The following is a 21,278-nucleotide window of genomic DNA, read 5'->3' as shown; positions in this document are numbered from 1 at the left end:
TTAATTGGCAAGAACAAAAATGAAAAAATTAAGCACAGCTGTACTATTGCTTGGAGCAATTCTGGTAGCTGCTCAGGAAAGTGAGGAAAAAGGAAAACAGATCGAAGATATTATCATCGTCGGAAACCGTAATGTCAAAAGAACAAAGCTGGAGACACCGGTTCCTGTAGATGTAATTAATATTGACAAAATCCAGAGAAGTTCTCCCCAAATGACTGCTCAGGACCTCCTTAGTTATGTGATTCCATCGTTTAATGCAGTGAGACAGTCTGCTTCTGACGGCACAGAGCATATTGATCCCGTAACGTTAAGAGGAATGGGCCCTGATCAGGTTCTCGTATTGCTTAACGGAAAAAGAAGACATACAACTTCATTGGTCAATTATCAGAATACCGTAGGAAATGGTTCTGTAGGAACAGATTTGAGTACCATTCCTGTAATTGCTATTGACAGAATAGAAGTGTTACGAGACGGAGCTGCTGCACAATATGGATCTGATGCTATTGCCGGAGTGATCAACATTATTCTTAAGAAAAATGCCGGAGCTTCAGCAAGTCTTACTTACGGATTAAGTGGAAGAAATGATGGAGATACTTACCAGGCAGGAGTTAACTATGGTGCTTCATTAGGAAAAAAAGACGGTTATATCAATCTTTCCCTGCAATTAAGCCACAGAGGAAAAACCACAAGAACTCAAAATCACGATCTGGATATTTTCGGAGATAATTTTGCGTATGAATTTGCAGGTGACGCTGAAGCGGTAAAAGCAGCCAGAGCTGCGGATGATGCCGAAATTGAAAAAAGAGGGTTGACCCGTGATGATTTTAATTTTCAGATCGGAGATGCCCAGATCAGACAGGGACAGTTGTTTTTCAATTCAGAATACCCTTTTAATGATCATTTTAAACTCTATTCTTTCGGAGGTTTCAGTATTAAAGAAGGAGAAGGTTTTGGTTTCAGAAGACTGCCAAGCGAAAAGTCTAATGTGGTTTCATCCATTTATCCGAATGGTTTTCAGGCGGTTCTTGGGTCTCAGGTATATGATGTTTCCTATGCTGTAGGTGCAAAATATAATGTTAACAACTGGCTATTTGACCTAAGTAATACGTTCGGGAGCAATACCTTCAATTATAAGGTAAGCAATACCAATAATGCTTCTCTGGGAGCAAAATCACCCACAAGTTTTTATGCAGGCGCCCATAGTTTTCTGCAGAATACCATTAATCTTGATGTTTCCAAAAATATAAACCGTTTCAATATTGCTTTCGGTGGTGAGTTCAGGTTTGAACAATACCAGATCAAAGCTGGTGATGAAGCTTCTTATACCCAATATGATATCAATGGAAATGTGGCCACTGAAGGATCAACAGTGCTTGGTGCAGGCGGATCTCAGTCCTTTATCGGATTTTCTCCCAACAATGCCTTGAAGAAAGACAGACATTCCACCGCAGTATATGCAGATGTTTCCTATGATTTGGATAAAAAACTGAATATTGATGCCGCTGCCAGGTTTGAAAATTATTCAGATTTCGGAAACACCTTGAATGGAAAACTCGCTGTACGGTATGAGTTTGTAAAAAACTATGCAGTAAGAGCCGCTGTTGGGACAGGATTCAGAGCACCATCATTGCAACAGCAGTATTTTAATAATTCCTATGCGGATATTTCTACTTCCGGTTCAAAGATTGTTACCAAAGGAATATTCAGCAACGATAGTGAAGCTGCCAGAATTCTTGGATTTGATAAACTCAAACAGGAAACTTCTGTCAATGCAAGTGCTGGATTTACTCTGAAGCCATTTAATAAGTTGACTATTTCCATAGATGGATACTGGATCAAAGTAAAGGACAGAATTGTGATTACCAGCAATATTACAGACCCAAGATTAGATCAGTTTAAGGTAGAAAGCGGAAGATTCTTCGCCAATGCTATTGATACAGAAACGAAAGGAGTAGATGTAGTGGTTTCCTATGACTGGATTCTTGGGAATGGAAAATTAAATATGAATCTTGCCGGAAACTATACGGAAACAAAAATCACAGATTTTCATTTTCCTGAAAATTTAGGAACGCCTCAGGATCAGTTTTTTGGTCCCGATCAGATCAATATCATTGAAACACTGTCTCCAAAAACAAAAGCTTCATTAGGATTAAATTATGGAATCGGAAAATTCAGTTTTCTCGTAAGAAATACCTATTTTGGTAAGGTAATAAGAGATGGTTATCCGTTTGGAGACGTGCAGGAATTCTCACCAAAAGTAGTGACAGACATCAGCGTTGGGTATGATATCACCAAAAGTATCAATTTTACCGTAGGAGCCAACAATATATTTGATGTCTTTCCGGACCGCCAGATTTATAAAAATTCATATTATGGAGTATTCAAATATGCGCCTGTACAGATGGGAACGCTGGGGAATTATTTCTTCGGAAGGCTTAATTTTAATTTTTAATCATTAAATGAGTACTGCCTCACATCAGATTGGCTGGAAAACAGCCGCAGCCATTGTCGTTTCCAATATGATCGGAACCGGGATTTTTACCACCCTGGGATTTCAGCTTTCCGATATTACCAACACCTACAGTATTTTCCTGCTATGGAGCATCGGAGGGGTTCTCGCTTTGTTCGGGGCATTTTGCTACGCAGAATTGGGCTCCCATTTTAAAGGAAACGGAGGCGATTTTATTTATCTTAAAGAAACCTATCATCCGATTTTCGGATATCTCATAAGCTGGATTTCGCTCATCATAGGATTTTCCTCTCCCGTAGCGCTGGCAGCATTGGCTATGTCGAAATATCTTTCTGTATTTGAGTATTCTTTTGGAAACGGATTTGCCATAGCCGCGATATTCCTGGTAGCAATTGCATTATCATTCAGCCTGAAAACATCCAGCAGGTTTCACAATTTTTTTACATTCATTAAGATCGCTTTTATTATTGTACTGGTTATTCTTGGAGTAGGAATTTCAAATTCACCCCAGATCGGCAACAGCCTTAATTTCAGTGACAGCTGGCAGAATGAGATCATGCTTCCTGCCTTTGCTACCTCTCTGGTATTTGTTACCTATTCCTACACAGGCTGGAATTCAGCTTCCTATATTGCCGGAGAAATAAAGGATGTGCAGAAAAACCTTCCGAAATCATTGATTATAGGAACTGTTTTTGTGACGGTAAGTTATATTCTGGTGAATTATATTATGCTGAAACATGCTCCTGCAAATCAGCTGGCAGGAAAAGAAGATGTGATGGGCGAAGCAGCAGTCAATATGTTGGGTCCGGCTTTTGGAAAAATTGTTAATATTTTTATAGCTCTGCAGCTGATTGCAACCATAAGCGGATACTTGTGGGTTGGCTCAAGACTGACACAGGCTTTTGCAAAACATACCCACATCTGGAAACCATTATCAGCTGGAAATGCAAAAGGAATTCCGGTAAGAGCTATTTTTGCCCATGCTGTGATTGCTGCTATTATTATTTTAACGGGTAGCTTTAAAGAAATTTTTGTCTATACAGCTTTTATACTGCAGCTTTTTGCAAGTCTTGCAATCTCGACGGTTTTCTTCCTGAAGAAAAAAGACAGGAAGATCTTTAAGTCGAATGCTTTCCATATTTTTCCGGCTGTTTTTCTGCTGTTCAGTATCTATATTCTCTATTTTACATTCATTCATAACCCTAAAGAAAGCCTCATAGGATTAGGAATTATTGCAGTAGGAATTGTTTTATATATAATAGACAGAAGACTTTCTAAAAGATCTTAGAGCCTGATTTCAATATCATAAACATTTTTACAATTCAGCTTTTTTACCTTTTTGACTCTTTATCCCTAATGCTCAAAAATTTATGATGATGAGGAATTTTAATTTTGAATTAATAATCCTTATCTTTGCACCCACAAAATTTCTACAATGTCTAAATCATTAATTCCAAAATTAGAAGCTATAAAACAAAGATATAATGAGGTTGCAGACCTTATTATACAGCCTGATGTCATTTCAGACCAAAAAAGATATTCTTCTTTGAACAAAGAATATAGTGATTTGGGAAAAATTGTAAGAGTTTATGATCAGTACAAAGGCGCTTTGGACAGTATCGCAGAATCTGAAGAAATCATTGCAGATGGTTCAGACAGAGATCTGGTAGATCTGGCTAAAGAAGAAAAACTGGAAGCTCAGGCTAAACTTCCCGGATTGGAAGAAGAGCTGAAAGTATTGCTGATTCCTAAAGATCCTGCAGATGACAAAAACGTTATCGTGGAACTACGTGCCGGAACCGGAGGTGATGAAGCCGCTATTTTCGTGGAAGATATCTACAGAATGTATACCATGTATTTCAAAACAAAAGGATGGAGACATGAAGTGACAGATTCTAACGAAGCAGCGAAAGGATACAAGGAATTGATCATGAAAGTGGAAGGAGAAGGTGTTTACGGAATCATGAAGTTTGAATCCGGAGTTCACCGTGTACAGCGTGTACCTGAGACAGAATCTCAGGGAAGAGTACACACTTCTGCCATTACAGTGGCAGTTCTTCCGGAAGCTGAAGAAGTAGATTTTGAACTGAATCCTGCAGATATTGAAATGCAGACTTCCCGTTCAGGAGGTGCCGGAGGTCAGAATGTAAACAAGGTTGAAACGAAAGTTCAGCTTACCCACAAGCCTTCAGGACTTGTTGTCGTATGTCAGCAGGCTCGTTCTCAGCTGGCTAACCGTGAGCTGGCGATGGAAATGCTGAGAACAAAATTATACGATATCGAATTACAGAAAGTACAGGGAGATATCGCAGCACAGCGTAAATCCATGGTTTCTACCGGTGACCGTTCTGCAAAAATTAAAACGTACAATTATCCGCAAGGTAGAGTTACAGACCATAGAATCAACAAGTCTATGTACAACCTTGATGCTTACATGAATGGCGATATTTCTGAAATGATTGATGCCGTAATCATGGCAGAAAATGCAGAAAAGATGAAAGGGGAAGAAGAAAATTACTAAAAAATCGAAATAATTAAAATACAGCCTCTGATTTTTCAGAGGCTTTTTTACATACTAAATACAATTTAAACTATGAAAAACTACAAAATTATTTTCCTGCTGTTGCTTTCCGTGATGGGACAGCAGCTGATGGCTCAGACAGAAGTGAAGAAACCCAAAGAAGCCTTTGAACTCTTTTTCGGAACTTTTGTGAATAATGATGAAACAGCTTTGAACAAACTTAACGATTATCTAAGACCTACTGTAGAAGGTCAGAATGCGTATCAGGTTGATTTTAAGGAAACTTCAAAAGAAATGATAAATGGCAGCGTAGAGAGCTTTCTGGCTGCTTTCCCTAAAGCCACGGCTTCAGCATGCAAAAAAGAGGCGGAAGAGTATTTTATCGCAATGTTTGGGAATTTTAAAAAAGGAAAACTGACTGTTAAAAATGTAAAAGTGGTCCCGAATGAATATGTTAAAGACGAAAAAATTGCAGAAATAAGTTATTCCGTAAGCTTTCTGGTTCCCTCGAAATTAACTTCCGGACCAAAAGGCGATCTGAGTAAAATAAAAGCAGAAGAACTGAAAAAATATCTGGTTCAGGCAGCTCAGGATTTCAAAAATGCTGATAAAACGGTAACAGCTGATCAAAGTTTTAATCTTTACGAAATGAAAGTAGGAGACAAAATATATTACTGGAACGGAAGCCCGGATGAGATTGTTTCCAACCTTACCGATTTTTATTTTGAAAGCTTCGGAGCCAATGAATAACCGATTATAAAATATAGAAAGTCCCAATACAACGGGGCTTTTTTTATTTCACATACTTTACGTATTTTTGAGACAAACCGATCAGTATGAATTTTAAGCCTATATTGTTAACAGCTGGAGTTTTGTTTTCAGCATCTTTTTATTCTCAGAAAATGAATTACCCTAAAGCGTTAAAAGGAAACCAGACAGATACCTATTTTGGAACTGCCGTTTCTGATCCCTTCAGAGATCTGGAAAATGATTCTGAACCTACAAAAAAATGGGTGGATGAAGAAGTTGCTTACAGCCAGAATTACCTTTCTAAAATTCCGTTCAGGGATAAAATTAAAAATCAGTTGAAGGAAATCTGGAACTATGAAAAAATTTCTGCACCTTTCAAAGAAGGAGATTATACCTATTATTATAAAAATGACGGTCTGCAGGCTCAGTCTGTTTTGTATAGAACAAACAACAAGACTAATGCTACAGAAGTCTTTTTAGATCCTAATAAATTTTCAGAAAAGGGAACAACTTCTCTTTCCAACCTGTCGTTCAATAAAAAAGGAAACCTTGCTGCCTACTCTATTTCTGAAGGAGGAAGCGATTGGAACAAGATCATCATCATTGATGCAGTAACCAAAAAACAAATTGATGAAACTTTACTGGATGTGAAATTCAGTGGAATTTCATGGCAGGGAGACGAAGGCTTCTATTATTCAAGCTACGACAAACCGAAAGAAGGAACTGTTCTTTCAGGGATGACGGATAAACATAAAGTATACTTTCACAAGCTGGGAACAAAGCAGTCTGAAGATAAACTGATTTTCGGAGGAGAGAAAACGCCAAGAAGATATTTAAGTGCAGGAGTTTCTGAAGACCAGAGATACCTTATCATTTCTGCAGCGAATGCTACCAATGGTAATGAACTGTACATAAAAGACCTTCAAAAAGGCGGAGATTTTGTGCAGATTATGAACGGATTTGATATCAATGCCAGCATTGTCGACACACAGGGTGATGATCTTTTCATTTTTACAGATAAAGATGCACCGAATATGCGTCTTGTAAAAACAACCATCAGTAACCCGGCTCCGGCAACATGGAAAGATGTCATTCCACAAACAGAAAATGTTTTGGGAATTTCTTCAGGGGGAGGATATTTCTTTGCAACCTACATGATTGATGCGATAGACCAGGTAAAACAGTTTGATAAAACCGGAAAATTGGTGAGAGAAATTACTCTTCCGGGTAAAGGAAATATCTCAGGGTTCGGAGGAAAAGAAAAAGAGAAAGATGTTTACTTCTCTTTCAGCAATTATATTACACCGGGAACTACTTATAAATTCAATGTAGACTCAGGCAAATCTGAAATCTATCAAAAACCTAAAGTGAAGTTTAATCCGGATGACTATGTTTCGGAACAGGTATTCTATACTTCAAAAGACGGTACAAAAGTTCCTATGATGATCAATTACAAGAAAGGAACTAAACTTAACGGTAAAAACCCTACTATTCTGTATTCTTACGGAGGTTTCAACATCAGCCTGCAGCCATCATTCTCTGTAGTCAATGCCATCTGGATGGAAAATGGCGGTATTTACGCTGTTCCAAATATCCGTGGAGGAGGTGAGTATGGTAAAAAGTGGCACGATGCCGGGACTAAGCAGCAGAAGAAAAATGTTTTTGAAGACTTTATCGCTGCCGGAGAATATCTTCAAAGTAAAGGGTATACTTCAAAAGAATACATGGCGCTGTCAGGAAGGTCAAACGGAGGATTACTGGTAGGAGCGACAATGACAATGAAGCCTGATCTAGCCAGAGTAGCCTTCCCTGGAGTTGGAGTTCTGGATATGCTGAGGTATAATAAATTTACAGCCGGAGCAGGATGGTCTTATGATTACGGTACTGCAGAAGACAGCAAAGAAATGTTTGAATACCTTAAATCTTACTCACCTGTACACAATGTAAAAGCAGGAACTTGTTATCCTTCCACAATGATTATCACCAGTGATCACGATGACAGGGTTGTTCCGGCACACTCTTTCAAATTTGGTGCAGAGCTTCAGGAAAAACAGGCATGTAAAAACCCTATTCTCTTAAGAATTGAAAAGAATGCAGGACACGGCGCCGGAAGATCTACAGATCAGGTGATCAGTGAAAATGCAGATCTTATATCATTTGCATTGTTTGAGATGGGAATAAAGAAATAACTCTAAAAAAGTAAAATATTTAAAAAAACAGTCAATTTTATTTAAAATTGGCTGTTTTTTTTATGCTGTTATGTTTATAATTCTTATTTTTAGGGCGGATATTTAAAGTTTATTAATTCTAAACTAATTAGGTAATTATGAAAAAAAGAATTTTACTGGTTTGTGCATTGGCTGCTGGGCTATCCAGCCTTAATGCGCAGAGGTGGGAACCTGCCTCACAAAGAACATCAGAGATCAGAAAAGAAGTAGAAGTTCAGTATGCTTACAGATTTGATTTACAGTCTCTTAGAAATATTTTAAAAGATGCTGTAGAAACAGGTAAAGGAGCTCAGGCTGTAATCGTATCTCTGCCTACAGCAGAAGGAAAAATTGAAAAATTTGCTGTTTATAGTGATCCTGTGATGGAAAAATCCATGGCAGACAGATATCAGCTGGGATCTTATGTAGGAGTAGGGGTTGATGATCCTGGCAAATATGTAAGATTCAGTACTGCACCTACCGAAATGCAGTCGATGATTATCAAAGACGGGAAATTTCAGTTTATAGAGCCTATTACTGCTGATAAGCAGGTGTATGGTGTTTTCTATAAAACAAAAAGAACAGAGGCAGATCATGGTTTTGAATGTACTACCGAAGAGAAAAATTTCAAAGATATTAAATCATTAGAAGCCTTCGGAAAAAAAAACCTTTCTAATGTAGGAATTACAAACAGACCGGCAAGTACGAAATTCAGAACTTACAGATTGGCTCTCTCTACTACGGGAGAATATACAAAGAAATTTGATCCGACTGGAGGAGTAACCAATACCGTTACTCAGATGAATGCTACTATAACCCGTGTAAATGGCGTTTTTCAAAAAGATTTTGCAATTAAACTGATTATTCAGGATCTTCCCAACATTATATATACAGACCCTGCAACAGACCCTTATACTGGAAACTTAAACTTACAGCTTCAGCAAACCTTAACAGCTCAAGTAGGGAATGCGAATTATGATATGGGGCATGTATTCAATGCTGCCGGTGGTAACGGAAATGCCGGATCTATCGGATCTACATGTGTTGATCCTGCTACAGCTACTTCATTAGCAAAAGGATCTGCGTTTACACAGAATACCAATCCAACAGGAGATCTTTTTGATATTGATTATGTTGCGCATGAAATGGGACACCAGCTTGGAGGAAACCATACCTTTTCACATGCTACGGAAGGCTCTGGTGTAAATGTTGAGCCGGGTGGAGGAACAACAATTATGGGATATGCCGGAATTACTCAGGACAATGTACAGGCTAATTCGGATGCTTATTTCCATTATTCTTCAATTAATCAGATTCTTAATAGCTTAGACGCCAAGACCACTTGTGGGACATCTGAAAATATTACAAATAATACTGCACCTACTATTGCAGCCCTTACAGCATACACTATTCCAAAGGGCACTCCTTATTACCTGGATGCATCTGCTACCGATGCTGAAGGTGATGCAATAAAATATACCTGGGAGCAATATGACAGTGTCAATAATCTTGCTTCTATTTCCGGAGACAGTGGTTGGGGATACAATGCACAAGGCTCTATTGCAAGATCTTTCTTCGGAACAGCAAGCGGAAGAAGATATTTCCCGAGTTTACCACTTGTAATGGCTGGAAAACTTACTAATAAAGCAACCTGGGAAACCGTTTCTTACATACCTAGAATACTTCACTATGCGGTAACTGCTAGGGATGAAAATGCTTTGAGACCAATGCTTGTATCTTCAGAAACAACCCTTACTGTAGGAAATGACGGACCATTTAAATTTAATGGAATTACTTCTTCGACAACCCTATACAATAATGCATCAAATACAATTACCTGGGATGTTGCCAATACCAATGCCGCACCATATAACGCAAGTAATGTAAAGATTGAGTATACTACAGACCTTGTTAATGGATCTGCATGGACAGAATTAGTGGCCTCCACTCCAAATACAGGATCCTATACAGTACAGATGCCTGCAAATCTTACAGGAGCAATCAAATTAAAAATTTCAGCTATAGGAAACGTATTCTACGCAGTATCTCCACAGGTAACTGTAGGTACAGCCCCTACATCTACTACAGTAGCTCCTACAGGAGTGTCTGCTTTAGCATCTGAAATCTTAAAAACTACAGCAAGATTATCTTGGAATAACGTGCCGGGAGCTACTTATTCTATTAACTATAGAAAAGTAGGAGAAACAAACTGGCAGAATACAACAAGCTCTGTAAACTCTGTTTTATTAAGTAGTTTAGAAGATGAAACTAATTATGAAGCTCAGGTTGCAGCTGTTGTGAATAGTGTTCCGGGAACATTCTCAGCAAACTATGCATTTAAAACAAAAGGTTTAACTACAGGAGCAGATTATTGTCTGATGAGTACAGGGGGAAATAACCTGAATGCACCATATTACAGCGGTCTTATTCAGCTTAACTTATCTAATCTTGCTTATTTCTCCGGTAATTTAGCCACTGCAGCAAAAACTTATCTTGATTTCAGTGATGATCCAACGAAAATAATTAATTTAACAAAAGGAACCCAGTATACAGCTTCATTTAGAAATTTAGGGCATGATTTGGGTACATACAGTGACTTCCTTGAAATCTGGATCGATTATAATAGAAATGGAATTTTTGAATCTACTGAAAAAGTAGGATCTCATTCAGCTGTCCCTGTATACAATGCAGCAAACCAGCTTAGCTTCCATGATGGAACAATTACATTTACTGTACCCGCAACTGCATATGCAGGCGATAAAACATTGAGAATGAGAGTTGCAAGTACATTCTTTAATGCAGCCACAGGACCATGTGGTGTTTCATCAGTTCCGGTACAGGGAGGAGGAGTTATTTCTACTGGAGGCTTCAGAGACTTTACTGTAAAAATTGCAGAAACCCTTGCTGTAAATGAAACAAAAGATGTAAAATCAACTGAGATTTCAATCTATCCGAACCCTGCAGATACTTTTGTAGAAGTGAAAAATCTGAAAGGAAAAGCAGATTATAAAATCTATACTGCTGACGGAAGATTAGCTCAGGAAGGTCAGATTGACGGACAAAGAATTAATGTTGCTTCATTAATCAAAGGGATGTATGTGATCACGATAAAAGATGACAAAAATACTTACAATACGAAGCTTATTAAAAAATAAGCAGAGCATATATTACTAAGAATGGCCGGGCATTTGTCCGGCCATTTTCTTTTATTAAAATCAAGAAAAACAGAATGTTAACAGAAGTTTCATGTTTCGTTCAAAAAAATTAACTTTACGGGGACAAAAATAATTGGAATGCGAAAGACAATTTCTGTGAAAAACCCGGATTTTAGTGTATTACCTCAGGAAAGAGAGATTTACAATTTTGAAAAAGACGGCCTTGAACTCAAATCATCCTATGAAAAAAAAGATGTAAAAGATGAATCATTAACGCAGACTTCTCCAGGAATTGCTCCCTATCTGAGAGGGCCGTATTCCACAATGTACGTTCAAAAGCCATGGACGATCCGTCAGTATGCCGGATTTTCCACAGCCGAAGAATCCAATGCTTTTTACAGAAGAAACCTTGCAGCCGGTCAGAAAGGGCTTTCCGTAGCATTTGACCTGGCCACGCACAGAGGATATGATTCTGACCATTCAAGGGTGGTGGGAGACGTAGGAAAAGCAGGTGTTGCCATCGACTCTGTGGAAGATATGAAGATTCTTTTCAATGAGATTCCACTGGATCAGATTTCAGTATCCATGACCATGAACGGAGCGGTACTTCCAATTTTGTCTTTCTACATCGTAGCGGCAGAAGAGCAGGGCGTAAAACAGGAGCTGCTTTCAGGAACCATTCAGAATGATATTTTGAAAGAATTCATGGTGAGAAATACCTATATCTATCCGCCGGCACCTTCCATGAAGATCATCGCAGATATTTTTGAATATACCTCGCAAAACATTCCGAAATTCAACTCCATCTCCATCTCCGGATACCATATGCAGGAAGCTGGTGCTACACCCGTACTTGAAATGGCGTACACATTGGCAGACGGTCTTGAATACGTAAGAACAGGTATCAAAGCAGGAATGAATGTAGACGATTTTGCCCCGAGACTATCTTTCTTCTGGGCAATCGGAATGAATCATTTCATGGAAATTGCTAAAATGCGTGCTGCAAGATATATCTGGGCAACCCTTTTAAAACAGTTTAATCCTCAGAACCCGAAATCTCTGGCATTAAGAACCCACTCTCAGACTTCCGGCTGGTCTCTGACAGAGCAGGAACCCTTCAATAATATTACAAGAACAGCTATCGAAGCGTTGTCTTCAGCTTTAGGAGGAACACAGTCCCTTCACACCAATGCACTGGATGAAGCCATTGCACTTCCCACCGACTATTCAGCAAAAATTGCAAGAAATACACAGATCATTCTTCAGCAGGAAAGTGGAATATGTGATGTGGTAGATCCGATGGGAGGTAGTAACCTGGTGGAAAGCCTTACTCAGCAGATGATTGAAGAAGCGATGAGGTACATTGATGAGGTAGAACAGGAAGGAGGAATGACCAAAGCTATTGAAGCCGGAATTCCAAAAATGAGAATTGAAGAAGCTGCCGCTAAAAAACAGGCTAAGATTGATAGCGGAGAAGAATTCATTATCGGAGTGAATTCATTCAAATCCTCATTGAAACAGGAGCAGATAGAAATCTTAGATATTGATAATACAGAAGTTCGCAGAAAGCAGATCGAAAGACTGAATACCATCAAAGCAGAACGAAATACAGAAGCAGTGGAACAAATCCTTAATGACATCCGTGAAAGCGCAAAAACAGGAAAAGGAAACCTTCTAGCACTATGTATTGAAGCCGCAAGAAGAAGAGTTACCCTTGGCGAAATGAGTGATGCCATGGAAGAATCTTTTGGAAGATATAAAGCAAATATTAAAACAATCTCTGGTGTATACGCAATGAATGCTGGTAAAAATGAATATTTTGAAAAAGCCCTTGCCCTGACTCAGAAATTTGAAGAAGAAGAAGGACGACGCCCAAGGCTAATGGTAGCCAAAATGGGACAGGATGGCCACGACAGAGGTGCAAAAGTAGTGGCAACAGCATTTGCCGATATGGGATTTGATGTGGATGTGGCTCCCTTATTCCAGACCCCTGAAGAAGTCGCTAAACAGGCTGTAGAAAATGATATTCACATCTTGGGTGTTTCTTCACTGGCAGCAGGACATAAAACACTGGTTCCGCAGGTGGTGGAAGAATTATCCAAGCTGGGAGCAGATGATATCACTATCGTTGTAGGAGGAGTAATTCCTCAGCAGGACTATGAATTCCTGTATGCTAATGGTGCCGATTTTATTTTCGGGCCCGGAACCAACCTGCCGAAATGTGCCGTCGAAATTCTGGAAAAATTTCTAAATTAATTCTTTGTAGAGAATAACTTGCATGGCTTTTGTATAGTTTAATGAAAAAATTTCATTATGGCTTATACAGTAGTTTCAGTATTTCCGGTGACTGTAGATACAGAGGAAATTAAAAAAGGATTAAAAGAAAAAGGCTTTGACGAAGCAAACATCATTATTTCAAAGTCCAGAGTAGAAAGTGGTATGTCTGCTGATCAGTATCAGGAAGATAAACGGACACAAGATTTTTTCGACTATGTTTTTGCTCACGATGCAGAAATGTTGGACGCTTATCGCAAACACAGCATAGGCAGAAGCAATGTTATTGTTTATACCGATAATCTCGAACAGGCAAAATCTGCCAAAGAAGTATTAAATGAATATGGAGCTCTTGAAGTCTACCGAAAGCCTTCAGAAAAAAGAGACAGCATTCCGGAGGGTATGACCGAGGATGAATATAATGGTATCATTGCCAAAGCAAGACATAATCTTTACTTTCTCGGATCAGAAAGAGTCTATCATTCCAATCAGGTGAAAGGAATGGATGACGAAATGGATAGTCTGGGTTCAAAAGATTAATTTCACAATAAATAAAAGACTGGTTATTTTTTAACCAGTCTTTTTTATTAAAAAATATTTTGATTCTCAGAAAAATGTCTATATTTGCACCTGAAAATCAAGTTTAACCAATAAAAAACGACGAAGCAATGTTCAGAACTAAACAGAATTCTACAGTTGGATTGCCACTTATGGTGGTAAGGCTTCGTGGTTTGGTACATTCTTAGAATAACAGTACAATGAAATATCAAAACCCGAAGTCGTAGAGATTTCGGGTTTGTTATTGCGCAATATTTCAAACTTCAAGTTTCCCCGAAATCTTTTTTAGTGTCATTAAAGGCAAAATAAGATGAGAAATATTCCTCAGAACTATTTCGTCTATTATTAATCCATTCAACTAGTATTTTAGTTGATTAAAAGCTGTGTGAGATAAAAATTAAGATTTCACACAAGGCTTCTGTTCACAATGGAAAATGATAACCTTTTGCTTTCCCGCCTGAGAAGTGTGAGAAGCAGAAAAAGAGCAATTAGAAAAGATGTAGAAAAGCAGATAAGAAAAAAATATCGACGTAGTGAAGAACTTTGGGAAATCAGACGAAATACCCCATGGATTCTTTTGGATAAACCTTATCAAAGAGGATTTGTAAGATTCTTTGTGGTAAGAGAAGATGTCATGAGATCCAAAGACGGAGAATTCTTTGAAGGAATACTGAAGAAAATTAATACCTACATGTATTCGGAAAGCCGCCGGTTTTTAAAAAAGAAAAGAAAATTCGGGCGGAGAATATATGTAGAGAGAGTACAGAAACTCCAGCATATTTCTTCATATTCCTGGAATGACCCGAAGCTGGGACTTACAGCAAGAGAAAGACAGTATTTTTTGAAACAGGAAGAATACTGCCCGGTCCGGAAGTCTTATGTGCCTTACTACGAATTTATTGAACCATGGAGGTTTATACTGCGTACAAGACCTAATATGATCACCCATTATAAACCTGTAAACTTTGAATTGGAAAAAGAGTGTGCAGAACTGGACGATTATTTAGGGCAGCATAAAATTGTAGGAATTATCAACAAAACAATGTATGGTAAGTCATCTTCATGGAAAAGCAAAAGAGAAGATATTCCACTTATTAAAAGCAGGAAATATGCTACCTGCACAATGTCTGCAACAGAGATTGCAGAAAGCTTACAGGACTTATAAGTCCTACTGTTATTTAAAACAAAAACAATGGGAAATTTAAAACTAAAAGGAAAAGATATATTAAAACTGGGCTATCCAAATAATCAAAGCGTAAACGTAGCATTGGAAGTCATGAAAAGAAATTTTGCAACGAAGAATATTCACCACGTAAAATCTCTTTTAAAGGAAATCCTGCTGAATCCGGAAGAATTTGAAAAAGATCTCACCTTCGGACAGATTGCAGAAACCCTGCTTTCATCCAAAAAAACTGAAAAGCGGATGCTGAATTCACAGCGGGCTTCATTTCAGATTTTTGGTACTAACATTTCAGAGGAGGCAAAAAATCAGTTATACACTGCCTTGAAGCTGCCAATTTCAACTCAGGGAGCATTAATGCCTGATGCCCACAGTGGTTACGGACTGCCAATCGGGGGCGTTCTGGCGGTGGAAAATGCAGTAATTCCCTATGGAGTAGGAATGGATATTGGCTGCAGAATGAGCCTCAGTATTCTGGATACGCCCGTTTCATATCTTGAAGGAGCGAGAGATAAGTATGAAAAAGCGCTTGCTGAACATACAAAATTCGGAATGTATGAGACCCATAAATCTCACATTGATCACGAGATTTTCGACAGAGATACATTCGATATGATCCCGATCTTAAGAAGATTAAAGGGAAAAGCCATCAAACAGATGGGATCCTCAGGCGGCGGAAATCATTTTGTAGAATTCGGGGAAGTGGAAATCACCGAAGAAGACGAACAGATTGGCCTGCCTAAAGGAAAATATCTGGGAATACTTTCTTACAGCGGGTCAAGAGGTCTTGGAGCTGAAATAGCCCAGTATTACTCAAGAGTGGCAACAGAACAGTGTCCGTTACCAAAAGAAGCTCAAAACTTCGCCTGGCTGGACCTCAGTACCCACCTGGGGTTGGAATACTGGACGGCAATGAACCTTGCCGGAGATTATGCTTCAACCTGCCACGATGATATTCACAGAAGGCTGGTCAAAGCGGTCGGTGGAAGAGTAAAAGCCAGAATTGAAAACCATCACAACTTCGCGTGGAAAGAAATCCATAACGGAAAAGAAGTGATTGTTCACCGGAAAGGAGCCACTCCTGCCAATGAGAATGAATTGGGAATGATTCCCGGATCCATGACGGCGAAAGGATTTATCGTTCGTGGAAAAGGAAACCCGGAATCCCTGAACTCTGCATCTCATGGAGCCGGAAGAGCGCACTCAAGAGGGGAATGCAGAAGCCTTTTCACCCAGCATGACATCAAAAAAGAACTGAAGATGAAAAATATCACACTGATGGGCGGAAATGCAGAGGAAGCACCAATGGCCTACAAGGACATCAATGAAGTGATGAATTCACAGAGTGATCTGGTAGACATCCTGGGAACATTCCAGCCACGAATTGTGAGAATGGATAAGTAATCAGCCTAATATTTTATAACCTTACAGGTTTCAAAACCTGTAAGGTTTAGTAAAATGTAACAAAAAAATGGAAAAATTAATACAGATCACTTCAGGAAGAGGTCCTTTGGAATGCCAGTGGGTGGTAGCCAAGGTTCTGAAGACCTTTCTTGAAGAGGCAAAACACAATACAATAGAATACGAAATCATTCATCGTGAAAACGGTGATGAAAATCTGACCTTAAAATCAGTGACTGTACTTTTAAAAGGAAAAGACGTAAACCTGTTTCTGAAAAGCTGGCTGGGAAGCATTTGCTGGATTGGAAAAAGTACCTTCAGGAAACTGCATAAAAGAAGCAACTGGTTTATCGGGATTTTTGAATTGGAAAATGTTAAAATGATTGATTTCAATGAAAAAGATATCAGATTTCAGACTGCGAGGAGTCAGGGAAGCGGAGGGCAAAATGTAAATAAAGTGAATACTGCTGTGCGTGCCACTCATATTCCCACTAAAGAAACTGTTTTTGTGCAGGATTCCCGCTCACAACTTGAAAATAAAAAGTTATCGGTTATCAGATTAAAAGAAAAGGTAATGGCGGTTTATATTCAACAGTTGGAAAGAAAGCTGAAAGAAACCTGGTCTATGCAGATACAGGTGGAACGTGGAAATTCGGTTCGTACATTTTCAGGAACAGATTTTAAAAAGAATTATGAAGACAGGACATTCAAAAAACAAAGGAATGCCTTGAAAAATGAACTTAAAAACTACAACAATGACCTTAACTAAAAGCAAATATTATTTTGAAGCGTTAGACTACTTTCCATTCAATCTTTCTGAATGCATGGATGCACTGAACTTCGCGTTATCTTATGAACCTGAAGATGCAGACAGCCTTTGTCTGATGGGAAGAGTATATTCTGAAGAATTAAAGGATTATGAAACAGCAAAGAAGTACTTTAATGAAGCCATGCAAAGTAATATCGGGAATATCAATACTCCCAAATATTATATTGAATGTCTTTTGAATAATGAAGATTATCAAGAAGCAGAAAAACTGATTGACTTTGCTATGAAATTAAAAGGTATTGACAAATCGGAAATTCTGAACTGCCAGTCTTTTCTTCATGAAAGAAACTTTGAGTACGAGAAGGCTTTACGTGTCCTGAAAGAAGCTAAAAAATTTGCTTACAGCCGGGCAGCACTTGAAGTACTTGAAGACAGAGAAAAAATGATTGAAGGAAAAGTAACCAGAGCAGGTGACATAAAGAAAGCGGAGTAATTTTTTTTTGACTTATAATAAAAGCAGTATGACTGCTCAGAAGTCAAATCATTTGACTTCTGTCATTCTGACGCAGGAAGAATCTCATTGATAACCATAAGCGTGAGATTCTTCACTCCATTATTGAACTACGTTCGCAGACCTTCAGTCTGTGTTCAGAATACAATTTTGAGGCAGTCTTATTTTTTATTCACGGAGATCAGATAATCATACACCATTTGATGTTGGTCATCAGTAAGCTTGGCCTTCGGAGCCATTCTGCTTAAAGTATTGATCCATCCCTGGTTGTCATGCTTGGTTGGCTCCGGAAGCTTATGGCATTTTGCACAGGAATTTTCAAAAATGGTTTTTCCTTGCGCCAGCTGCTCAGATGAGGTGTACTTTGGCCCGGTAACAGCCACACTTTTCGGTCCGCAGGATACCAGAAATGCTGATGCTGCGATACCTGTTAAAATGAATTTTTTCATATCTATTTTTGTTTGATGAATTACTTCTTTACAGAAACAATATAATCATAAACCCATTGGTGCTGCTCATCCGTTAATTTTGCTTTGGGAGCCATAGAATTCATGATTCCTACCCATTGTACAGGTGTATGTGAAGCAGGATCCGGCAATTTATGACATCTTCCACAGGAATTTTCAAAAATAGTTTTCCCTTGGGCAATCTGTTCTGCAGTAGACGTTGAAGTTCCTGCAGCAGCAGTAGAGGTAGCAGCTTTCGGCGTACAGGAAACCAGTAGAATACCGGTAAACGAAGCCGCAGCGATGAGTTTTTTCATGTTTCTTTTTTTGAGATATAACAAATGTAATAAATTCCTTAAGCCTTTGATACAGGGTGTTCTAGTTTTAATTTAGAAGAAATAAAAATTGATTCATACGAGATAGGGAATTACAAATAAAGATAATTGATGTCTTTTAACTCATCATTATGAAGATGCTATTGACCATTCCCATTTTAATTATTAATTTTGAATCAATGAAATTTTCTACAGAAGAGTTAATAGAGGGAATACAATCAGGAAACAAACGCCTGATTGCAAAAGCTATTACATTGGTTGAAAGTAAAAAAGCAGAGCACAGGGTACAGGCAGAAGAACTTTTGAAGAAAATTATGCCTCATACCGGAAACTCTGTGAGAGTAGGAGTAACGGGCGTTCCCGGAGCCGGCAAATCTACTTTTATAGAAAACTTCGGACGCCTCGTAATTGCACAAGGCAAGAAAGTGGCTGTTCTCGCTATTGATCCTAGTTCGGCAATCAACAAAGGAAGTATTTTGGGAGATAAAACCAGAATGGAAGAACTGGCCAAAGAAGAAAATGCCTTTATACGCCCTTCCCCAAGCTCCGGGTTTCTCGGAGGAGTAGCCAATACCACTTTTGAAACCATGATGATCTGCGAGGCTGCAGGATACGATTATATTTTAATAGAAACCGTTGGAGTAGGACAGTCAGAAGTACTGGTTGCTGATATTACCGATGTTTTCTTATTCCTTAAAATCATTGGAGGCGGAGATGAACTTCAGGGCATAAAAAGAGGAATCATGGAAATGGTGGATGTTATTTTTATCAATAAAGTGGATCAGGATAACCTTCAGAAAGCGAAAAATACAAGGCTTGAACTGAAAAGAGCTCTGGACTTTATTCCTCCTAAAGAAAAAGGCTGGAAGATCCCTGTGCTATTAGGCTCTGCTCTTCATAACGAAGGGCTGCAGGATGTCTACGATAAAATATTTGAATTTATTGATCTCAAAAAGAAAAGCGGCCGTTTTGACGAAATCCGTGTTCAGCAGGCTGAAAAGCGATTCGAATATTGGGTCCAGGAATATATTTTATCCCTGATGAAAAAAAGCAATCCGGTAGAGGAAGCTTATCATATGCACAAAAAAAATGCTTCAGCTATGGTTTCCAATCCAAGTACTGAAGCAAAATTATTTGTTGAAAAATTTTTATCTGATCAAAAAAGGGATTAAAGCTTCTCTTTTTCCTGTTTTACTTCAGTTTTTGAAATATATCCGTCATAAGTAATGGGCTGCCTGTCGCTGCTTCTCATCGATACGAAAGCTTTTCCGTTTTTAAAAATTTCTATATTCACTTCATCTACATTTCTTGCATCTTTAGGCTTGAATTTTAAAGTCCAGGTTCCCTTTTTATTCTGAGTTTTAGTTACCGTAAAATCTTTTGAGGTAAATCTGTAGCTGTTATCACTTGTGCTTCCGTAAGTTGGATTGAAAAGCCTTCCAAAGTAAGGAAGTACCACATCGAGTGTATTTTTACTTACATCAATGGTATAATCTCCATTCAGATTAAGCATTCTCGTTGCAGTAGCATTGGGCATAGAGTTCATGACATTGATAACATCATAATTGGTAGGATTGGCTCGTTGTGCATAGAAGGTAAACTCCTGGGAATTTACTAAAGTATCCACTGTTTTCGAATCTAATGAACCTTGTGAAGCACAGCTCTGAAATAAGAACAGGAATCCAAAAATCATCAGTAAAGAAATATACTTTTTCATAATGAGATAATTATTAATTTTAAACAGCAAAATGTATGCAAATATTTTCTTTAAGAAATATTTTGGAATAAAAATTGTTAAGGTTGAATTATTAACACTCAAACTATGAAAGTTACACATCTATTAGGAATGGTAGCTATTGCTCTGTCGGCTGTTGCCTGTACTACAAATCCGATTACAGGAAGATCTTCTTTACAACTGGCCAACAATTCGGAAATTTTAACAATGTCTTCACAGGAATATAGAACGACATTGTCTAAAGGTAAAGTGATTACCGGTACGGCAGATGCAAAGAGAGTGGTAAATGTAGGAAACAGAATTAAAAATGCAGCAGAAAGATATTATCAGAGTATTGGAAGATCAGCGGATCTTGCCAACTATAGCTGGGAGTTTAATCTATTGCAGAGCAACGAGCTGAACGCATGGTGTATGCCTGGCGGTAAAGTAGCAGTTTATACCGGAATATTGCCGGTAACAAAAGACGATAACGGACTTGCCGTTGTAATGGGACATGAAGTATCCCACGCACTGGCAGGCCACGGAAACGAAAGAATTTCTCAGGCAATGGTAGCCCAGTACGGAGGCGCAATCCTGGGAGGAACCATCTCCAATGCACAATGGGCCAGTGTTTTCCAGAAGGTATATCCTATCGGGTCGCAAGTGGCTTTACTGAAATACGGAAGAGGGCAGGAATCTGAGGCGGATGAAATGGGACTATATCTGATGTCTATGGCCGGATATGACCCAAGAGCAGCCATTCCTTTCTGGAACAGAATGGAAGCAGCTTCTTCGGGAGCAAGACAGCCTGAATTCTTATCTACCCACCCAAGCCCGGAAACAAGAATTTCAGATATCAATAAAGATCTTCCGAAAGCTTTAGAATATTATAAGGCTGCGGGAGGAAAATTATAATGAGAATTTTAATCTTGAGTAAAGCCTTATTAAATTTTCAGTAAATTTGGTAAGGCTTTTTTTATAAACACC

17 protein-coding genes are annotated in these 21,278 nt (G+C 38.6%); 14 read left to right on the top strand and 3 right to left on the bottom strand.

Annotated features, from left to right (window positions below; genetic code table 11):
• The first annotated feature begins 19 nt into the window (after positions 1-19).
• The 12 genes from FFS26_RS08465 (at position 20) to FFS26_RS08410 (ending at position 17,778) form a co-directional block, all read left to right on the top strand.
• Positions 20-2,452 carry a TonB-dependent receptor plug domain-containing protein gene (locus FFS26_RS08465; RefSeq protein WP_137904810.1) on the top strand — a complete coding sequence of 811 codons (2,433 nt, stop codon included), beginning with the start codon at positions 20-22 and terminating at the stop codon, positions 2,450-2,452.
• 7 nt (positions 2,453-2,459) lie between these two features.
• Positions 2,460-3,758 (top strand): APC family permease, encoded by a 1,299-nt coding sequence (locus FFS26_RS08460; protein WP_110009945.1) that lies wholly within the window; start codon positions 2,460-2,462, stop codon positions 3,756-3,758.
• Between the two features lie 147 nt (positions 3,759-3,905).
• Positions 3,906-4,991 (top strand): peptide chain release factor 1, encoded by a 1,086-nt coding sequence (prfA, locus tag FFS26_RS08455; RefSeq protein ID WP_062676053.1) that lies wholly within the window; start codon positions 3,906-3,908, stop codon positions 4,989-4,991.
• Between the two features lie 72 nt (positions 4,992-5,063).
• Positions 5,064-5,741, top strand: coding sequence for a hypothetical protein (locus tag FFS26_RS08450; RefSeq protein ID WP_110009944.1), 678 nt, complete (start codon positions 5,064-5,066; stop codon positions 5,739-5,741).
• An 86-nt stretch (positions 5,742-5,827) separates the two neighbouring features.
• Positions 5,828-7,930 (top strand): prolyl oligopeptidase family serine peptidase, encoded by a 2,103-nt coding sequence (locus tag FFS26_RS08445; RefSeq protein WP_137904809.1) that lies wholly within the window; start codon positions 5,828-5,830, stop codon positions 7,928-7,930.
• A 137-nt stretch (positions 7,931-8,067) separates the two neighbouring features.
• Complete coding sequence (locus tag FFS26_RS08440) at positions 8,068-11,103, top strand: reprolysin-like metallopeptidase (RefSeq protein WP_137904808.1); 3,036 nt, start codon at positions 8,068-8,070, stop codon at positions 11,101-11,103.
• A gap of 138 nt (positions 11,104-11,241) precedes the next feature.
• Complete coding sequence (gene scpA, locus FFS26_RS08435) at positions 11,242-13,359, top strand: methylmalonyl-CoA mutase (protein ID WP_137904807.1); 2,118 nt, start codon at positions 11,242-11,244, stop codon at positions 13,357-13,359.
• 57 nt (positions 13,360-13,416) lie between these two features.
• Complete coding sequence (locus FFS26_RS08430; RefSeq protein ID WP_137904806.1) at positions 13,417-13,917, top strand: hypothetical protein; 501 nt, start codon at positions 13,417-13,419, stop codon at positions 13,915-13,917.
• 445 nt (positions 13,918-14,362) lie between these two features.
• Complete coding sequence (locus FFS26_RS08425) at positions 14,363-15,100, top strand: hypothetical protein (RefSeq protein ID WP_137904805.1); 738 nt, start codon at positions 14,363-14,365, stop codon at positions 15,098-15,100.
• Between the two features lie 27 nt (positions 15,101-15,127).
• Complete coding sequence (locus FFS26_RS08420; RefSeq protein WP_137904804.1) at positions 15,128-16,519, top strand: RtcB family protein; 1,392 nt, start codon at positions 15,128-15,130, stop codon at positions 16,517-16,519.
• A gap of 67 nt (positions 16,520-16,586) precedes the next feature.
• Entirely contained in the window at positions 16,587-17,285 is a 699-nt protein-coding gene (prfH, locus tag FFS26_RS08415; protein WP_137904803.1) for a peptide chain release factor H, read from the top strand.
• Positions 17,272-17,778 carry a tetratricopeptide repeat protein gene (locus FFS26_RS08410; protein WP_137904802.1) on the top strand — a complete coding sequence of 169 codons (507 nt, stop codon included), beginning with the start codon at positions 17,272-17,274 and terminating at the stop codon, positions 17,776-17,778. Before prfH ends, FFS26_RS08410 begins: the two co-directional genes overlap by 14 nt.
• Positions 17,779-17,957: 179 nt before the next feature.
• Here the strand turns inward: FFS26_RS08410 and FFS26_RS08405 are convergent, their stop codons facing one another.
• Entirely contained in the window at positions 17,958-18,245 is a 288-nt protein-coding gene (locus FFS26_RS08405; protein WP_034692685.1) for a c-type cytochrome, read from the bottom strand.
• Positions 18,246-18,265: 20 nt separating this feature from the next.
• Positions 18,266-18,559: a c-type cytochrome gene (locus FFS26_RS08400; RefSeq protein WP_137904801.1), complete on the bottom strand. Its 294-nt coding sequence runs from the start codon at positions 18,557-18,559 to the stop codon at positions 18,266-18,268.
• Between the two features lie 197 nt (positions 18,560-18,756).
• On the opposite strand from FFS26_RS08400, the gene meaB reads away from it, so the two are divergent.
• A complete protein-coding gene (gene meaB, locus FFS26_RS08395; protein ID WP_110009935.1) occupies positions 18,757-19,749 on the top strand; it encodes a methylmalonyl Co-A mutase-associated GTPase MeaB in 993 nt (330 codons plus the stop codon).
• Here the strand turns inward: meaB and FFS26_RS08390 are convergent.
• Positions 19,746-20,294 carry a DUF4251 domain-containing protein gene (locus FFS26_RS08390; protein WP_110009934.1) on the bottom strand — a complete coding sequence of 183 codons (549 nt, stop codon included), beginning with the start codon at positions 20,292-20,294 and terminating at the stop codon, positions 19,746-19,748. The two genes, meaB and FFS26_RS08390, sit on opposite strands and share 4 nt — an antisense overlap.
• A 105-nt stretch (positions 20,295-20,399) precedes the next feature.
• On the opposite strand from FFS26_RS08390, the gene FFS26_RS08385 reads away from it, so the two are divergent.
• On the top strand, positions 20,400-21,206 hold the full coding sequence (locus FFS26_RS08385) for a M48 family metallopeptidase (protein ID WP_137904800.1): 807 nt from the start codon (positions 20,400-20,402) through the stop codon (positions 21,204-21,206).
• Positions 21,207-21,278 lie beyond the last annotated feature (72 nt).

The organism is Chryseobacterium sp. 2VB, assembly GCF_005503635.1.
Taxonomy (GTDB): domain Bacteria; phylum Bacteroidota; class Bacteroidia; order Flavobacteriales; family Weeksellaceae; genus Chryseobacterium; species Chryseobacterium cupriresistens.
Note: the sequence above shows the minus strand (reverse complement) of the source record. Positions and strands in the feature narration are given on the sequence as shown.

Bases quoted from the DNA above. Each gene is read 5' to 3' on its own strand.
- FFS26_RS08465 (WP_137904810.1), top strand. From the start codon at position 20: ATGAAAAAATTAAGCACAGCTGTACTATTGCTTGGAGCAATTCTGGTA.
- FFS26_RS08460 (WP_110009945.1), top strand. From the start codon at position 2,460: ATGAGTACTGCCTCACATCAGATTGGCTGGAAAACAGCCGCAGCCATT.
- prfA (WP_062676053.1), top strand. From the start codon at position 3,906: ATGTCTAAATCATTAATTCCAAAATTAGAAGCTATAAAACAAAGATAT.
- FFS26_RS08450 (WP_110009944.1), top strand. From the start codon at position 5,064: ATGAAAAACTACAAAATTATTTTCCTGCTGTTGCTTTCCGTGATGGGA.
- FFS26_RS08445 (WP_137904809.1), top strand. From the start codon at position 5,828: ATGAATTTTAAGCCTATATTGTTAACAGCTGGAGTTTTGTTTTCAGCA.
- FFS26_RS08440 (WP_137904808.1), top strand. From the start codon at position 8,068: ATGAAAAAAAGAATTTTACTGGTTTGTGCATTGGCTGCTGGGCTATCC.
- scpA (WP_137904807.1), top strand. From the start codon at position 11,242: ATGCGAAAGACAATTTCTGTGAAAAACCCGGATTTTAGTGTATTACCT.
- FFS26_RS08430 (WP_137904806.1), top strand. From the start codon at position 13,417: ATGGCTTATACAGTAGTTTCAGTATTTCCGGTGACTGTAGATACAGAG.
- FFS26_RS08425 (WP_137904805.1), top strand. From the start codon at position 14,363: ATGGAAAATGATAACCTTTTGCTTTCCCGCCTGAGAAGTGTGAGAAGC.
- FFS26_RS08420 (WP_137904804.1), top strand. From the start codon at position 15,128: ATGGGAAATTTAAAACTAAAAGGAAAAGATATATTAAAACTGGGCTAT.
- prfH (WP_137904803.1), top strand. From the start codon at position 16,587: ATGGAAAAATTAATACAGATCACTTCAGGAAGAGGTCCTTTGGAATGC.
- FFS26_RS08410 (WP_137904802.1), top strand. From the start codon at position 17,272: ATGACCTTAACTAAAAGCAAATATTATTTTGAAGCGTTAGACTACTTT.
- FFS26_RS08405 (WP_034692685.1), bottom strand. From the start codon at position 18,245: ATGAAAAAATTCATTTTAACAGGTATCGCAGCATCAGCATTTCTGGTA.
- FFS26_RS08400 (WP_137904801.1), bottom strand. From the start codon at position 18,559: ATGAAAAAACTCATCGCTGCGGCTTCGTTTACCGGTATTCTACTGGTT.
- meaB (WP_110009935.1), top strand. From the start codon at position 18,757: ATGAAATTTTCTACAGAAGAGTTAATAGAGGGAATACAATCAGGAAAC.
- FFS26_RS08390 (WP_110009934.1), bottom strand. From the start codon at position 20,294: ATGAAAAAGTATATTTCTTTACTGATGATTTTTGGATTCCTGTTCTTA.
- FFS26_RS08385 (WP_137904800.1), top strand. From the start codon at position 20,400: ATGAAAGTTACACATCTATTAGGAATGGTAGCTATTGCTCTGTCGGCT.